This window comes from Ensifer sp. Root127 (assembly GCF_001425225.1).
Lineage (GTDB): Bacteria > Pseudomonadota > Alphaproteobacteria > Rhizobiales > Rhizobiaceae > Ensifer > Ensifer canadensis.
On the sequence record NZ_LMDX01000034.1, the window covers coordinates 143,580 to 157,151 of the forward strand.

At 62.1% G+C, this 13,572-nt stretch carries 11 protein-coding genes; 4 read left to right on the forward strand and 7 right to left on the reverse strand.

Features of this window, described 5'->3' with window-relative positions:
• Positions 1 to 12 precede the first annotated feature (12 nt).
• Entirely contained in the window at positions 13 to 966 is a 954-nt protein-coding gene (locus ASD03_RS28190; RefSeq protein ID WP_025427755.1) for a DMT family transporter, read from the reverse strand.
• A gap of 12 nt (positions 967 to 978) precedes the next feature.
• Complete coding sequence (locus ASD03_RS28195; protein WP_025427754.1) at positions 979 to 1,962, reverse strand: alpha/beta hydrolase; 984 nt, start codon at positions 1,960 to 1,962, stop codon at positions 979 to 981.
• A 217-nt stretch (positions 1,963 to 2,179) separates the two neighbouring features.
• Between ASD03_RS28195 and ASD03_RS28200 the strand changes: the two genes are divergently transcribed.
• The 4 genes from ASD03_RS28200 (at position 2,180) to metF (ending at position 7,318) form a co-directional block, all read left to right on the forward strand.
• Positions 2,180 to 2,926, forward strand: coding sequence for a ribonuclease (locus ASD03_RS28200; RefSeq protein ID WP_081788876.1), 747 nt, complete (start codon positions 2,180 to 2,182; stop codon positions 2,924 to 2,926).
• A gap of 118 nt (positions 2,927 to 3,044) precedes the next feature.
• The gene (gene ettA, locus ASD03_RS28205) at positions 3,045 to 4,694 is read left to right on the forward strand and encodes an energy-dependent translational throttle protein EttA (protein ID WP_025427752.1); all 1,650 of its coding nucleotides are present in this window, start codon (positions 3,045 to 3,047) and stop codon (positions 4,692 to 4,694) included.
• A 660-nt stretch (positions 4,695 to 5,354) separates the two neighbouring features.
• Positions 5,355 to 6,374 (forward strand): metalloregulator ArsR/SmtB family transcription factor, encoded by a 1,020-nt coding sequence (locus ASD03_RS28210; RefSeq protein WP_057211113.1) that lies wholly within the window; start codon positions 5,355 to 5,357, stop codon positions 6,372 to 6,374.
• Between the two features lie 2 nt (positions 6,375 to 6,376).
• Complete coding sequence (gene metF / locus ASD03_RS28215; RefSeq protein WP_025427750.1) at positions 6,377 to 7,318, forward strand: methylenetetrahydrofolate reductase [NAD(P)H]; 942 nt, start codon at positions 6,377 to 6,379, stop codon at positions 7,316 to 7,318.
• A gap of 512 nt (positions 7,319 to 7,830) precedes the next feature.
• On the opposite strand, the gene ASD03_RS28220 is transcribed toward metF, so the two are convergent.
• The 5 genes from ASD03_RS28220 to ASD03_RS28240 form a co-directional block, all read right to left on the reverse strand.
• Positions 7,831 to 8,769, reverse strand: coding sequence for a DMT family transporter (locus ASD03_RS28220; RefSeq protein WP_057217685.1), 939 nt, complete (start codon positions 8,767 to 8,769; stop codon positions 7,831 to 7,833).
• A 412-nt stretch (positions 8,770 to 9,181) separates the two neighbouring features.
• A complete protein-coding gene (locus ASD03_RS28225; RefSeq protein WP_025427748.1) occupies positions 9,182 to 10,375 on the reverse strand; it encodes a lytic murein transglycosylase in 1,194 nt (397 codons plus the stop codon).
• A gap of 153 nt (positions 10,376 to 10,528) precedes the next feature.
• The gene (locus ASD03_RS28230; protein WP_025427747.1) at positions 10,529 to 11,314 is read right to left on the reverse strand and encodes a glycoside hydrolase family 25 protein; all 786 of its coding nucleotides are present in this window, start codon (positions 11,312 to 11,314) and stop codon (positions 10,529 to 10,531) included.
• A gap of 120 nt (positions 11,315 to 11,434) precedes the next feature.
• On the reverse strand, positions 11,435 to 12,169 hold the full coding sequence (locus ASD03_RS28235) for a class I SAM-dependent methyltransferase (protein ID WP_082557428.1): 735 nt from the start codon (positions 12,167 to 12,169) through the stop codon (positions 11,435 to 11,437).
• Positions 12,166 to 13,416: a DUF3419 family protein gene (locus ASD03_RS28240; protein ID WP_025427745.1), complete on the reverse strand. Its 1,251-nt coding sequence runs from the start codon at positions 13,414 to 13,416 to the stop codon at positions 12,166 to 12,168. Before ASD03_RS28240 ends, ASD03_RS28235 begins: the two co-directional genes overlap by 4 nt.
• Between the last annotated feature and the right edge of the window lie 156 nt (positions 13,417 to 13,572).

The following is a 13,572-nucleotide window of genomic DNA, read 5'->3' on the forward strand; positions in this document are numbered from 1 at the left end:
GATCACTTGTTTTCAGATCGCCGGCGAAACCGGAGCGATGCTCGCGGTCTTGTCGACCCGGCGTTCCCGCCAGATGATGTAGAGGCCGGAGCCGATGATGATGGAAATGCCCAGCCATTTCAGCGCGTCGGGCAGGTCGCCGAAGACGAGCCAGCCGAAGATCGTCGCCGAGACGATTTCGAGATATTGCAGCGGCGCCAGCACCGAGGCGGGGGCGGAGCGATAGGCATAGACCCCAAGCACGCCGGAGATAGTGGCGGTGACGCCGACGCCGAGCAGATAGAACCAGGTGTTGCCCTCGGGCCAGACCGGGTCGAAGATACCAGATCCGCTGCCTTCGCCGAGCCAGAGCAGTACGAGACAGAAGAGACCGCCCCAGATGCCGGCATGGAACTGCATCGACCACGGGTCCTCATTCTGCGCCACCATGCGCGTCACCAGCAGGAACACCGCCAGGCCGAAGGCGGCGACGATCGGCAGCAGCGCGATCAGGCCCACCTCCTGCATGCTTGGCTGGATGACAAGGAGCGCGCCGAGGAAACCGACGGCACAGGCGGTGTAGCGCCGCCAGCCGATCGTCTCCTTGAGGAAGATGCTGCCGAGGATGGTGAGGATGATCGGCTCGACGAAGAAGATGGCGATGGCGTCGGCCACCTCCATTACCTTCAGCGTGGTGATGAAGGACAGCATGGTGACGACAAGCAGGCCGCCGCGCAGCGCGTGCAGCCCGGTCTTGCGCCAGGTGAGGTCGAACAGGCTGCCGCGCACGAGCACGATCGGCAGGATGAAGACGACCTGCAGGATGAAGCGCACGGCGGTGATCTGTGCCGACGGTACTGTCGAGATCGCGAGCTTGGCGAAGATGTCGATCAGCGGCGACAACAGCACCGAAAGGACCATCAGCGTCAGGCCGAAGGAGATGCGGTCATTGGCGTTGGAGGTCTTGGGGAGGGACATGTCTGCCATGATGATGTCGGGTCAGGTCCTCTTGCCGGCCACAGCCTTGGCGGCAACAGAATGGCCGACAGAAGATTTGCCGACGGCCGATTGGCACCAGGCCGCAAACTCCGCTGTTGCCTTCTCACGGCCGATTTCGTTGAGCGTCTCGTGGCGCATGCCCTCATGGATCGTTACCGATACATCCGTCATTCCGCGCGCCTTCATGCGCTCGCCGAGCCAGCGGACGGCACCGCCGTTTTCGGTCGAGGGATCGGCGCTGCCGCCGACGAGATGAACAGGCAGGCCGGCGGGCAGGCGCGCCAGCCGGTCGGCCCGTGCGCCGGCAAAGGCGAGCCGCATCAGATCCAGCCAGAGCGACACCGTCGCGTCGAAGCCGCACAGCGGATCGGCGATATATTTGGCCACCTCCGCCTCGTCGCGCGACAGCCAGTCGGAATCGGTCTTGCGATCCTTGATCGCCTGACCCCAGGCGCCAAAAGTGAGCTTCGACAACAGCGGGCTCGGCACATCCGAGCCCTTGAGCGCCTTTTCGATCTTCAGGATCAACTGGCCGCCGCGCCCGGCGATACCAGGGCGGAAATTCGAGTTCCAGACGGCGAGTGCATCGTAGAGACCTGGATCGGTCTCGGCGGCGTTGAGCGCGATCAGCCCGCCCATCGAGTGACCGAAGAGGATGACCGGCAGGCCGCCCGGATGGGCGGCGGTGGCGAGCGTGCGCATGGCCCTGATGTCGGCAAACACCTTGTCGAGACCTGAGCTGTTCGAGAACATGGCCAGCGGCGCATCCGGCGCGCGCGTCGCGCCATGTCCGCGATGGTCGTGGGCATAGACGTGAAAGCCGTGGCCGGCCATCGCCTCGGCAAAACGGGCATAGCGGCCGGAATGTTCGGCAAGGCCATGGCTGACAAGAAGAATGCCACGCGCGTCGGCAGCTGCCGGAAAATGGCGCCAGTTCAAGATAGCGCCTGTCGGGCTCTGATGCGTCCTCACCTGCCCGAACATGCCTTCTCCCGGACCAATCGTCAGACTCTGCCGATATCAAATCGATTTACAGGGGAAAGGCAATCGCTGCTTGTTGATCGTTACGCATGAGGTCACAAGCGATTTCGCGGACCCGTAATTAACAGTTCCAATTTTCCCGTTTTGAGCGATATTTGTTCCCGTTTTGTTTTATCGGGAGAGTGTCATGGCATGTTGGAGTAAAGCGGTATCAAGTCCAATGACAATTGTTGCGATGGCGCTGGCAATGCTGCTTGCTCCATCCTCGTTTGCCTTGGCGCAAGAGAAGGTTGATGCCGCGGCGGAAGGCGCCTCGGGCCGCACGGAATATGTGCTTGCCGTCAGCTGGCAGCCGGGCTTCTGCGAGACGCGGCCGCAACGCAAGGAATTCGCCAACCAGACGGCCGAACGTTTCGATGCCACGAACCTGTCGCTGCACGGGCTCTGGCCCTTGCGCAAGAGCTATTGCGGGGTGGCGGCCGAGATGCGCACCCAGGACCGCAAGGGCGACTGGCTCGATCTGCCGAAGCTCGCCATGGCCGATGATACGGCGGCGCGGCTGCTGGTCGCCATGCCGGGCGTTCAATCCGGCCTCGATCGTCACCAATGGTTGCGCAGCGGCACCTGCCAGACGGCACCGGTCGACGACTATTTCGCCACGCAACTGCATATGCTCGACGAGCTCAACCGGTCCGCCGTCGGCGCGCTCTTTCGGGCGCGTATCGGCTCGGAACTCGATGAGAAGGCGATCAAGCAGGCTTTCGACCAGAGCTTCGGCGCAGGGGCCGGCGACCGGGTGCGCATGCGCTGCCAGACGGTCGCGGGACGCAGCGTCATCACCGGCCTGACGATCGGCTTGACGGGAGACGTTTCGGGCAAATCCAGCCTCGCGCCGCTGATCCAGGCGGCGGGGCCGACGGAGTTCAAATGTGCCAAGGGCATTGCTGACGCGGCAGGCCGCGGATAGCGGCTGACAAGGCGCTCCGGCATGGGATAGGCGGGGGCAAACGCCTTTGGCGATTGCCCCTTTGCACTAATTCGCCTACATAGCGGGCAAATTTCCTTCCCATGCGGAGCATTCTTTTATGGCACGTCAGTTCATCTATCATATGGCCGGGCTCAATAAGGCCTATGGCGCGAAGAAGGTCCTGGAGAACGTTCATCTGTCGTTCTATCCGGACGCGAAGATCGGTATCCTCGGCCCGAATGGTGCCGGTAAGTCGACGGTGCTGCGCATCATGGCCGGCCTCGACAAGGAATATACCGGCGAGGCCTGGATCGCCGAAGGTGCGACCATCGGCTACCTGCCGCAGGAGCCGCAGCTCGACCCGACCAAGACCGTGCTCGAAAACGCCATGGAAGGCGTTGCCGCCAAGACGGCGATCGTCGAGCGCTACAACGAGCTGATGATGAACTATTCCGACGAGACGGCGGAAGAGGGCGCAAAGCTTCAGGACATCATCGACAGCCAGAACCTGTGGGATCTCGAGAGCCAGGTCGAAATGGCCATGGAAGCGCTGCGCTGCCCGCCGGGTGATGCAGACGTCACAAGTCTTTCGGGCGGTGAAAAGCGCCGTATTGCGCTCTGCAAGCTGCTTCTGTCGCAGCCGGACCTGCTGCTGCTCGACGAACCGACCAACCACCTCGACGCCGAGACGATCGCCTGGCTCGAAAAGCACCTGCGCGAATATCCCGGCGCCGTGCTGATGATCACCCACGACCGCTACTTCCTCGACAACGTCACCGGCTGGATCCTCGAACTCGACCGCGGCCGCAGCATTCCCTACGAGGGCAACTATTCGGCCTACCTCATCGCCAAGGCCAAGCGCATGCAGCAGGAAGGCCGCGAAGAGGCTTCCCGCCAGAAGGCGATCGCCCGCGAGCAGGAATGGATCGCATCCAGCCCGAAGGCCCGTCAGGCCAAGTCCAAGGCGCGTATCCGCTCCTACGACGAACTGGTCAACGCCGCTGAAAACCAGCGTCCGGGCGACGCGCAGATCATCATCCCGGTCGGCGAGCGTCTCGGCCAGGTGGTCATTGAAATGGACGGCGTCACCAAGGGGTACGGCGACCGCCTACTCATCGACGGCCTGTCGCTGAAGCTGCCGCCGGGCGGCATCGTCGGCATCATCGGCCCGAACGGTGCCGGTAAGACGACGCTCTTCCGCATGATCACCGGCCAGGAACAGCCCGACAGCGGCTCGATCCGTATCGGCGAAACCGTGCACCTCGGCTATGTCGACCAGAGCCGCGACGCGCTCGACGGCAACAAGACCGTCTGGGAAGAAATCTCCGGTGGTGCCGAAGTCATCAAGCTCGGCAAATACGAGATGAACTCGCGCGCCTATTGCTCGACCTTCAACTTCAAGGGCGGCGACCAGCAGCAGAAGGTCGGCAATCTTTCGGGTGGTCAGCGCAACCGCGTTCACCTCGCCAAGATGCTGAAGAACGGCGGCAACGTGCTGCTGCTCGACGAACCGACCAACGACCTCGACACCGAGACGCTGGCGGCACTTGAAATCGCGCTGGAAAACTTCGCCGGTTGCGCCGTTATCATCAGCCACGATCGCATGTTCCTCGACCGTCTGGCGACCCACATCCTCTCCTTCGAAGGAGACAGCCAGGTCGAATGGTTCGAAGGCAACTTCGAAGACTACGAGAAGGACAAGATCCGTCGCCTCGGCCCGGATTCGGTCAACCCGAAGCGCGTCACCTACAAGCGCCTGACGCGCTAACACTCTGGCACGTCGCGTGAGCCTCGGCTTGCGCGACGTGCGCCCCGCTCAAAGCGTAGCGATTTCCAGGATTCGCTTGCTGCGCCGTAAGCTCTGGTTTTGCACATTTCGTTATCGCAAAACCGCAGCGCACCTTTGGGTGACGTGCTTTCAGCCCTGGCTCGGAAACGATTTAAGGGAGAAGGCATGCCACAGCTTTGACGTTGCGGCATCCTGCCCCGTCTCGTTTCGCGCCAGTCTCAGCCGCCTGCTTGCATATGTCGTATCCCGAACCGATGGCTGGTTCGGGCGATACGCTCTCCCGCCAACCATTCCATAGAATGCGTCATGGACGCTGCGGTGCGTGACCCTTGCCGCTGGCCCTCTCGTTGAAACCGCTTCTTTGGATGCGTCGTCCACATTGCGCTGCGTTGAGACTGTGGGCATCCGCGGTCAAGGGCGGGAGCGGGCCGCGAGGCGGAGAGCGCAGGGCAGGGTCAGTGGCACGCCACGCCGCAAAGGCATCGTCAACGGGCGGAGCGCAAGCTTCGCCCGTTTGCGTGTCGAAACGGTGGAAAATCCTGTTCCTGGAGCGGCATAGTTTGGTCTCTTCGCGCAAATCCGCTTGCGCTACATCCGCAAATCACATAAACATATCTTTATGTGTTGATGGGGAATGATATGGCGGATCAGAGAGAGCTTGGTCTCGACGCGCTGGTGGATGTGCTGAAGGCTGCGGGTGAGCCGACCCGCATGCGCCTTCTCGCGCTGCTTGCCGCTGGGGATCTCACCGTCACTGATCTTACCGAAATTCTCGGACAATCGCAGCCCCGCATTTCGAGGCACCTGAAGCTCCTGGCCGAGGTCGAACTCGTCGACCGCTATCAGGAAGGCGCCTGGGCCTATTTCCGCCTTCGCCAGGAGGGCGCCCGCGTGTCGCTGGTCAGGGCGATGCTTGCATCCGCCACCGGAGACGACGCAGTTCTGTCGCGCGATGCATCCCGGCTCGTCACCTTGAAGAAAGCGCGGGCCGAAAAGGCGCAGGCCTATTTCAGCCGCAACGCGGCCGGCTGGGACGAGCTTCGGCGCCTGCATGTCAGCGAGCGGGATGTGGAGACGGCACTGCGCGACATGGTTGGCGACGAGCCGGTCGAGAGCCTGCTGGATCTTGGCACCGGCACAGGGCGCATCCTGCAACTGTTCGAAGGGCTCTATCGGCGCGGCATCGGCATCGATGCCAGTCGCGACATGCTGGCCGTTGCCCGCTCCAATCTCGACCGCGCCGGCATCACCAAGGCGTCGATCCGCCACGGCGATATCTTCAACTTGCCGCTTGATGGCCAGTTCTTCGATCTCGTCACCATCCACCAGGTGCTGCATTTCCTCGATCAGCCGGAAGCGGCGATCGCTGAGGCGGCACGCATGCTGACGCCGGGCGGGCGGTTGGTGATCATCGATTTTGCGCCGCACGGGCTGGAGCACTTACGCGACGAGCATGCCCATGCGCGGCTTGGCTTCTCGCATCAGGCGATGACCGACTGGCTGGCAAAGGCCGGGCTCGCCCTGGAAAAGACGACCGATCTGTCGCCGGAAGGCACGGACGGAGGAAAACTGACGGTGACGATCTGGCTTGCGCGCGATCAGCGGGCCGTCGAGGAGAGCGAAGCGCCACATCAGCGCATGCAAGCAGGGGGAATTTGAGAATGACGGCACAGACGCTTTATCCCGCCGAGCGCGGCAATCTGCGGCTTTCCTTCGAATATTTCCCCCCCAAGACCGACGAGATGGAAGCACAGCTCTTTCAGACTGCGGAAGATCTCTCGGTCTTTTGTCCCGCCTTCGTCACTGTCACCTATGGGGCCGGCGGTTCGACCAAGGCGCGGTCTCTGACAACAGTCAGACGGATGATCGAGGAGAAGGGCTTTGCCAACACGGCCGCGCACCTGACCTGCGTCGGCGCGCCGAAGGCCGAGGTGGACACTGTTATCGACGAATTTCTCGCTTTCGGCGTTCGGCACTTCGTCGCATTGCGCGGCGATCCGCAGGGCGGCATCGGCAGCACCTATCAGCCCTTTCCCGGTGGTTACGAGAGCAGCTCCGACCTCGTGCGGGCGCTTCGCGATCGTGGTGACGTCGAAATCTCTGTGTCGTCCTATCCGGAAAAGCACCCGGAAAGCCCTGATGTGGCGGCTGACATCGACATGCTGAAGCGCAAGGTGGATGCGGGCGCGACGCGGGCGCTTACCCAGTTCTTCTTCGACAACGACGATTTCGAGCGCTACCTCGAGCGCGTCCGCCGGACCGGCATCGAGATCCCGATCGTGCCCGGCATCCTGCCGATCAACAATCTCGGTCAGGTGCAGAAGTTCGCCGGTCTTTGCGGCGCCAGCGTGCCGGAGGTGATCGTCACCCGCCTTTCGCATCTGGAAGGCCAGCCGGCCGAGCGCTTCAAGGAGGCGACGCATATTGCTGCCGAGCAGATCGTCGATCTTGCCCGCCGCGGCGTCAGGGACTTCCACCTCTATACGATGAACCGTTCGCCGCTGATCACGGCCGTCTGCGATCTCGTCGGGTTCGAGCGTGCGGACGAGGCGTCGCGGGGCGAGGATATCTCGCTGAAGGCGTTTGCCGGTGCGGCGGCGTAGAACGCAAAACAATCCGAAAAAGCGAAAGCGCATGAAGGTGTCCTTCATGCGCTTTCTTTTTTCCTGCAGCGTCGGGGCAGATTGCTCTTGTCGATCTAGCCCAAAAATTTCTGCCGCAAATTGGATTTCCGGAAAATTAAAGTCCCTATTTCGGTTTGGACTCTCAGCGGCCTGACTTCAGATGAAGAGCATTGTGGCCACGAATACGAACGCTGCACTAATCATGAGGACATTCAACGAATGTGTAAGTCCCATCGAAGACCCTCCTTGCGCTGACGGTTAAAACATAGGGCGAATTAACGGCGCTTGAAAGGGAAACTTGTGCTGCAGTGCGAAAACGCGTGATCACAATTGCCTTGTCAACAGGGCTAATGTTTTGAAATTAAATCGCATTTTATGCCGCCACATTTTTTTCACAATCACTGCCGGAAGGTTAATGTAAACGCTTGTAACCGTGCGTGAGTGCTTCTAAAGGGCACGCTTTCTGCCGTATCCGGCTTGTTCGATTCCTCTTATGCGGCGCGCTTCATCCGCAAGATCCTGCCGTCCAAAACGGCAAGGCCGGCGGCAATCAGCGCCATACCGCCCACATCCGCTGGCTGCAGCGTCTCACCCAGAAAGAGATAGCCGAGCAGGATTGCGCTTGGCGGGACGAGAAGCGTGACCAGCGAGGCGTTGGTGGCGCCGGCTTCGCCCATGATGCGGAAGAACAGGATGTAGCCATAGGCGGTGGAGACGAGCGCCAGCGCCAGGATGGCAAGCGTCGCGTCAAGCGGCGGCATCGGCAGGGCCCAGGGCGTATCGACGAGGGCTGCGACCGGCAGCATCATCAGCGTCGAGGCGGTCAACTGGCCGGCCGCGGTGACCGGCGGGGCAAGGCCGCGAAAGCGCTTGCCATAGGTTGCCGCCAGGCCATAGCTGACGGCGGCAAGCACCGGCAGCATCAGCGCCCAGAGCGGCACGCTGCTGGCGTTGCCGAAAAGCCCGGCGATGGCGCTTGGCCCGATGAGCACGATGGTGCCGGCGAGGCCGAGCAAACAGCCGCCGATCTTGGCGGAGCTGAGTTTCTCGTCGTCGGTCGCCATGTTGGCGATGATCACGGTCCAGACCGGCGTGGTTGCATTCAGGATCGCCGCCAAGCCGGCGCCGATCTGGGTTTGCCCGAGAAAGATGAAGGCATGTGGGATGGCGTTGTTGATCAGGCCCATCAGCAGGAATTCGCGCCAGCGGTTGGCGAGCGCCTGATAGATGCCGAAACGCCTGCGGATGTAGAGATGCAGCGCCAGGGCGGCGAGGCCGAGCCTCAGGAACACCAGGGTGAACGGCGGCACGTGCGCGACGGCGACACGGGCAAAGAAGAACGATCCGCCCCAGATGAGCCCAAGCAGGGCGAGAAGCGCCCAGGTCCGCATCGTCATCTGCTGGCTGCCGGTCTGTCCTAGTGCGTTCATGGGTCTGCTCGCGCTTTCTGCGCGGCCGCTGTCGGTCAAATCGACCAGTCGGGATGCGCAATCGAATTGGGCGCTTTCTCCGCTGCATGCCTCCGGCGTCTGAAAGGCTGCATGAAAAGGCGTCACACAGATCTAGCGCGGCGCGTTGAAGTGCACCACCCACTTCTTGCCATCCGCGGTGCGCGAAAGCGCCAAGCATCGATGTCTACTGCATGTTTCCTTAAATCCTATTCGATTTAAGGATAAAGACATGCAGCCATTCAAAGTGCTACAGCGACCTTTGCGCGTCCAATAAGACGCGCGGCGCTGTAGGATCGTTCGATAAGGGAGAACGTCTGTCCACTTCGGCCGGTTTCGATCGAAGCGGACAGACGAATGGTCGCCCGGCCAAAATCCGGCCGGAAGATCGCGTTTACAGCGAGTTCAGCAGTTCCAGGGTTGCCCAGCCGTCGGCGGGACGGCCGAGACGCAGCTGTTCCTTCTGCAATGCTGCGCGGGTGCCCGAGCCGAGGATGCCGTCGACCTTGCCGACGTCGTGGCCAAGGGTCTGCAGCTTGGCCTGCAGCGCCTTCATGCCGGTGTCGTCGAGGCCCGGTTCCGGATTGCCGCCCTCATAGGTCGGGGCGCCGCCAAGGCGGGTCGCGAAATAGGCAGCCGAAGTCGTGTAGATGAACGACTGGTTCCACTCGAGATAGACGTTGAAGTTGGGGTAGGTGAGGAAGGCGACGCCCTTGCGGCCCTGCGGCAGCACCAGAGAGGCTTCGAGATTGCCGAAGGCGGTGTCACCGTTGCGCGGCTTGACGCCGAGCGCGAACCAGTCGCTCGCCTTCATGCCCGGCTGCAGGCCGGTCTTTTCCCAAGGCAACTGCTCGGGAACGCTGACTTCCTGGATCGCCGGCTGGCCGGCCTTGAAGCCAAGGCTCTGGATGAACTTTGCGGCGGTCAGGATTGCGTCCGGCGAGCTCTTCTTGAGATTGACGTGGCCGTCGCGATCGCCATCGACGCCATAGGCGATGATATCTTCGGGCAGCATCTGCACCTGGCCGATTTCGCCGGCCCAGGCGCCTGTCGTCGTTGCCGGGTCGAGGTCGCCGTGCTGAACCATCTCGATGGCGGCGATGAGCTGCGGGCGGAACATTTCCGGCCGGCGGCAGTCATGGGCAAGGGTCACCAGCGCATTGCGGGTGTTAAAGTCGCCCTGAACGGCGCCGAAGTCCGTCTCCATCGCCCAGAAGGCGGTGATGACGGGGGCCGGCACGCCGTATTCCTTTTCGGCACGGGCGAAGACGTCGGCATATTCCTTCATCTTCTGCGCGCCGATATCGAGCCGCGACTTGCTGACGGTGCGTTTGGAGAATTCGGTGAAGGTCTGCTTGAACACGCCCTGGGCGCGGTCGCGGCTCAGCACTTTCTGGTCGATGGCGGCACCGGCGAGCGCACGGTCGACGACGTCGGCCGGAACGCCCTTGGCGACCGCCTCCGCCTTGACGCCTTGCAGGAAGGCGCCAAGATCGCCGCCGCATGCCGGCGCTTGCGCGAGAACGGGGGAGGCTGTCAGCGCGAGGAGCGCGACGGATGCAAGAGCATGCCGGGCTTTGAGGATCATCATAATTCCTTTCTGTCGCCGCAGGGCGCGAAGCGCCGCCGCTGGCGGTCAATGTACCAAAGATGCAATCTGCTGCTGCTCTCTCAGAGCATTATGACGGAAAGAAGAAAATGGGTCGGTTTGCCGCGCTTCTGCACAGAACCGTGGCTGTCGTCATCCCGGCTTGGAAACGGCGGCGACCCAATTCTTCCAGTTCTTGGCCGAGCCGGCAAAGACGTTGATATCGGTGGTGCCGTCAATGCCCGGTATCACACCGGTGCTGGTATATTGCCAGAATGCCCAGCGGCGCTCGACATAGACTTCGCCCGGATGCTTGGCGACGGAGCGAACCCAGAAGTGGTGCTCCTTGAACTGGTCGACGAGATTGTCGCGGTGGAAATCCACAGAGGTATAGATGATCGGCCGCTTGCCGTAATGGGCCTCCAGCCGGTCCATGAAGCGCTTCATCTCGACGCGGACCTCGTCCGGCGATGGGCGGTGGCGGCAGGTCTTGGATTCGCCGTTCCACTCGACGTCGAGGACCGGTGGCAGGTAGACGGCGCTCTTCGGCACATTGGCGATGAACCAGTTGGCCTGGGCATCCGCGGTCGAGCAGAAATAGTAGAAGTGATAGGGCGCATAGGGAATGCCGGCGGCGCGAGCGCGCTGCCAATATTCGTTGAAGCGCGTATCCACCCTGTCCTTGCCTTCCGTCGCCTTGATGAAGGCGAACGAGACGCCGGAATTCTTCACCTTCATCCAGTCGATATCGCCGTTCCATTTGGAGATGTCGATGCCGTGGATGTTGTGGTGGTGCGGCGTGCGGCCACCGAAATCCTGCGGGTCGGTATCGCTGAAGCGCGGCGGGATCGATGCGGTCTGCAACAGATCGTAGTCGGTCGACGAACAGGCGGAAAGGAGAGTGGCAATGGGCAGCAGTGCCAGAAGAAGCCGGCGCATGGAGGTCCTGTTTCGAAACGAACGACGATCCTGCCTCACACGATGGCTTTCATGATGGTGATGTCCCCCAGTGAGGCGTGAACCTCATTTTCACCATATCATCGTAAAAATTGAGTTAGCTCAAGCGGGAATTGCGGCAGCACTTCGGTCGCCAAGCCGTGCAGCGGCCGGATTTGTCACTGACGCCGCTGTTACGGCCGGGCGGTGGTAGACCGCAAGCCAGGCATAACCCCGGCCGATGGCCCGGCGCTCGAGCTGTGCGCCGTCGCGTCTTGCCCGCTCTCCCAGCACCTCGAACAGTGTTTCGCGCGGGGTCACATGGAAGCGCGTCAGCCAGCCGCGCAGCAGGCGGCGGAAGCTTGCCGGCAGCCGCTCCTGCTGGCCGAAATCGGCAATATGCAGCGAGCCGCCGGGGTTCAGCGCGTCGATCGCCGCTTCGATCGCGCCCTGCCAGTTCGGTATCATTGACAGGGAGTAGGAGATGACAATCCGGTCGAAACCGGTTTCGCCGAAAAGCTGGGGCTGGAAGCTGGTGGCGTCGGCGATGCGCAGCGTGGCCGCCGAACTGCCGCGGCGGCTGAGCTTGGTTTCCGCCGAGGCCAGCATCTCCGCGGAGATGTCGAGGCCGAAGAGCCGGGCCTTGGGAAAGCACGTTCCGATGAGCGCGAGGTTGCGCCCCGTGCCGCACCCGACTTCGAGCACGGAGGCGCCCGCGCCCGCGTTCAGCTCGCGGATCAGCGTGTCGCGGCCGAAGAGATAATACTTCCGCGTCAGATCGTAGACGTGCCTTTGATAGCGATACATTTGGTCCATGCGCCGCTGGTGGCTGATCTCGGCGTGCTCCACCCCGCTCATGCTTTCTTCCGGTAGATGTGGAAGCCGCCATAGATGGCCGAGCGATCGGCGTTGCCGAGCTTCAGCGATGTCTCGGCATCATAGTGCCACTGCTCCATCAAAGCCGTGGAGAGGCGGCCGGGAAGGATGCTCTCTTCAGCGGCCGTGCGGAAGATCACTGTCGCGGCTGCGTCTGCGGTGCGGGTGATCTCGGTCCAGAGATCGTTCAACTGCTGGTCGTTCATCCAGTCCTGGGCGTCGAGCAGCACGTAGCGGTCGACCGATCCTGCCGGCTTCTTCGCCAGAAGCTCGGTGAAATTGGCGTGGTGGACCTCGACGCATTCGGCACGATCGCGGACCGTCTCGTAGTTGCCGGCATGCAGGTAGGCCGGAAGCTCGCCTTCGTGCGGCAGGGGATAGCGGCGTGCGAAGGCCTGCCAGGCGAAGTAGTTTTCCTTGAGCGGGAAATGACAGGTCAGCTTTTCCAGGCGGTGGCGAAGCACGGAGGCAAGCGACTTGTCGTTGCTCAGGCTCGCCAGCTCGTCGAACTGCTGCGGCGGGATGCCGAGGCCGAACAGCGAGCTCTTCTGGCTGGTGATCCAGCGAATGAACGGGCGCTCGAACAGCGGCGCCAGTCGCGTGTCGAAGAACTGGCGCTGCTCGCGCATGGAGCTGGCCTGGACGAACTCTTCCGGATTGACGCCATGCAGTCGCGCCAGGATGTGGCTTGCGGCGATGAAGCGGCCAAGCAGGCCGGTGCGATAGATGTTGCGGCCGAAGACGCCGATGCGCCGGCGCCCGGTGACGCTGCGGCCGTTCCAGTAGCTGCGGGTGGCCTGATCGACCTTCGGGGCGATGAACAGGTCGAAGGCCTGCACGTTCGATGGCGTGCCCTGCGTTGCCAGGAACCGGATAACGTCCTTGTGAGCAGGCAGATGGCGGAAGGCGGCAAGCTTCAGCCGGTTGAGCGCGATGTGGTGCGGATTGAGATCGACCACGTCGATGCGACCAGGGCCGGCGGACAGGTAGGTCAGCATGTTGCAGCCGCCGGAACCGATGGTGACGATGCGGTGTCCAGGGCGAAGCTGCATTGCTTCCATGTCGACGATTGGGTCTTCCCAGATCTGCGGATAGACGAGGCCGGAGAAGAGCAGGCCAAACAGGCGCTCGGACAGGCCGGCAAGCGAAAGGGTCTTGTGTTGCAGGAGGGCGTTTTTTAGCTTGGGATTTTTTCTGCCAAAGCCGACGTCAGGGGCAAGTTCGGTCATCTCTGCCGCTCATCCAGTTGAAACTTAGCCGCTTCTAAAGTGACTCGGCTACACTTTGATGACGGGTTTTTTCACAGCTGCTGCGCCGCACAAAAAATGCCGACTACGATTTTTCACCCATAAGAATTCATTAAACCCTGGCGTGCTAGCTCCTCC

Coding starts and splice junctions, on each gene's coding strand:
- ASD03_RS28195 (WP_025427754.1), bottom strand. CDS start 1,962: ATGTTCGGGCAGGTGAGGACGCATCAGAGCCCGACAGGCGCTATCTTG.
- ASD03_RS28230 (WP_025427747.1), bottom strand. CDS start 11,314: ATGCGCCGGCTTCTTCTGGCACTGCTGCCCATTGCCACTCTCCTTTCC.
- metF (WP_025427750.1), top strand. CDS start 6,377: ATGACGGCACAGACGCTTTATCCCGCCGAGCGCGGCAATCTGCGGCTT.
- ASD03_RS28235 (WP_082557428.1), bottom strand. CDS start 12,169: ATGAGCGGGGTGGAGCACGCCGAGATCAGCCACCAGCGGCGCATGGAC.
- ASD03_RS28210 (WP_057211113.1), top strand. CDS start 5,355: ATGGCGGATCAGAGAGAGCTTGGTCTCGACGCGCTGGTGGATGTGCTG.
- ASD03_RS28225 (WP_025427748.1), bottom strand. CDS start 10,375: ATGATCCTCAAAGCCCGGCATGCTCTTGCATCCGTCGCGCTCCTCGCG.
- ASD03_RS28190 (WP_025427755.1), bottom strand. CDS start 966: ATGGCAGACATGTCCCTCCCCAAGACCTCCAACGCCAATGACCGCATC.
- ettA (WP_025427752.1), top strand. CDS start 3,045: ATGGCACGTCAGTTCATCTATCATATGGCCGGGCTCAATAAGGCCTAT.
- ASD03_RS28200 (WP_081788876.1), top strand. CDS start 2,180: ATGACAATTGTTGCGATGGCGCTGGCAATGCTGCTTGCTCCATCCTCG.
- ASD03_RS28240 (WP_025427745.1), bottom strand. CDS start 13,416: ATGACCGAACTTGCCCCTGACGTCGGCTTTGGCAGAAAAAATCCCAAG.
- ASD03_RS28220 (WP_057217685.1), bottom strand. CDS start 8,769: ATGAACGCACTAGGACAGACCGGCAGCCAGCAGATGACGATGCGGACC.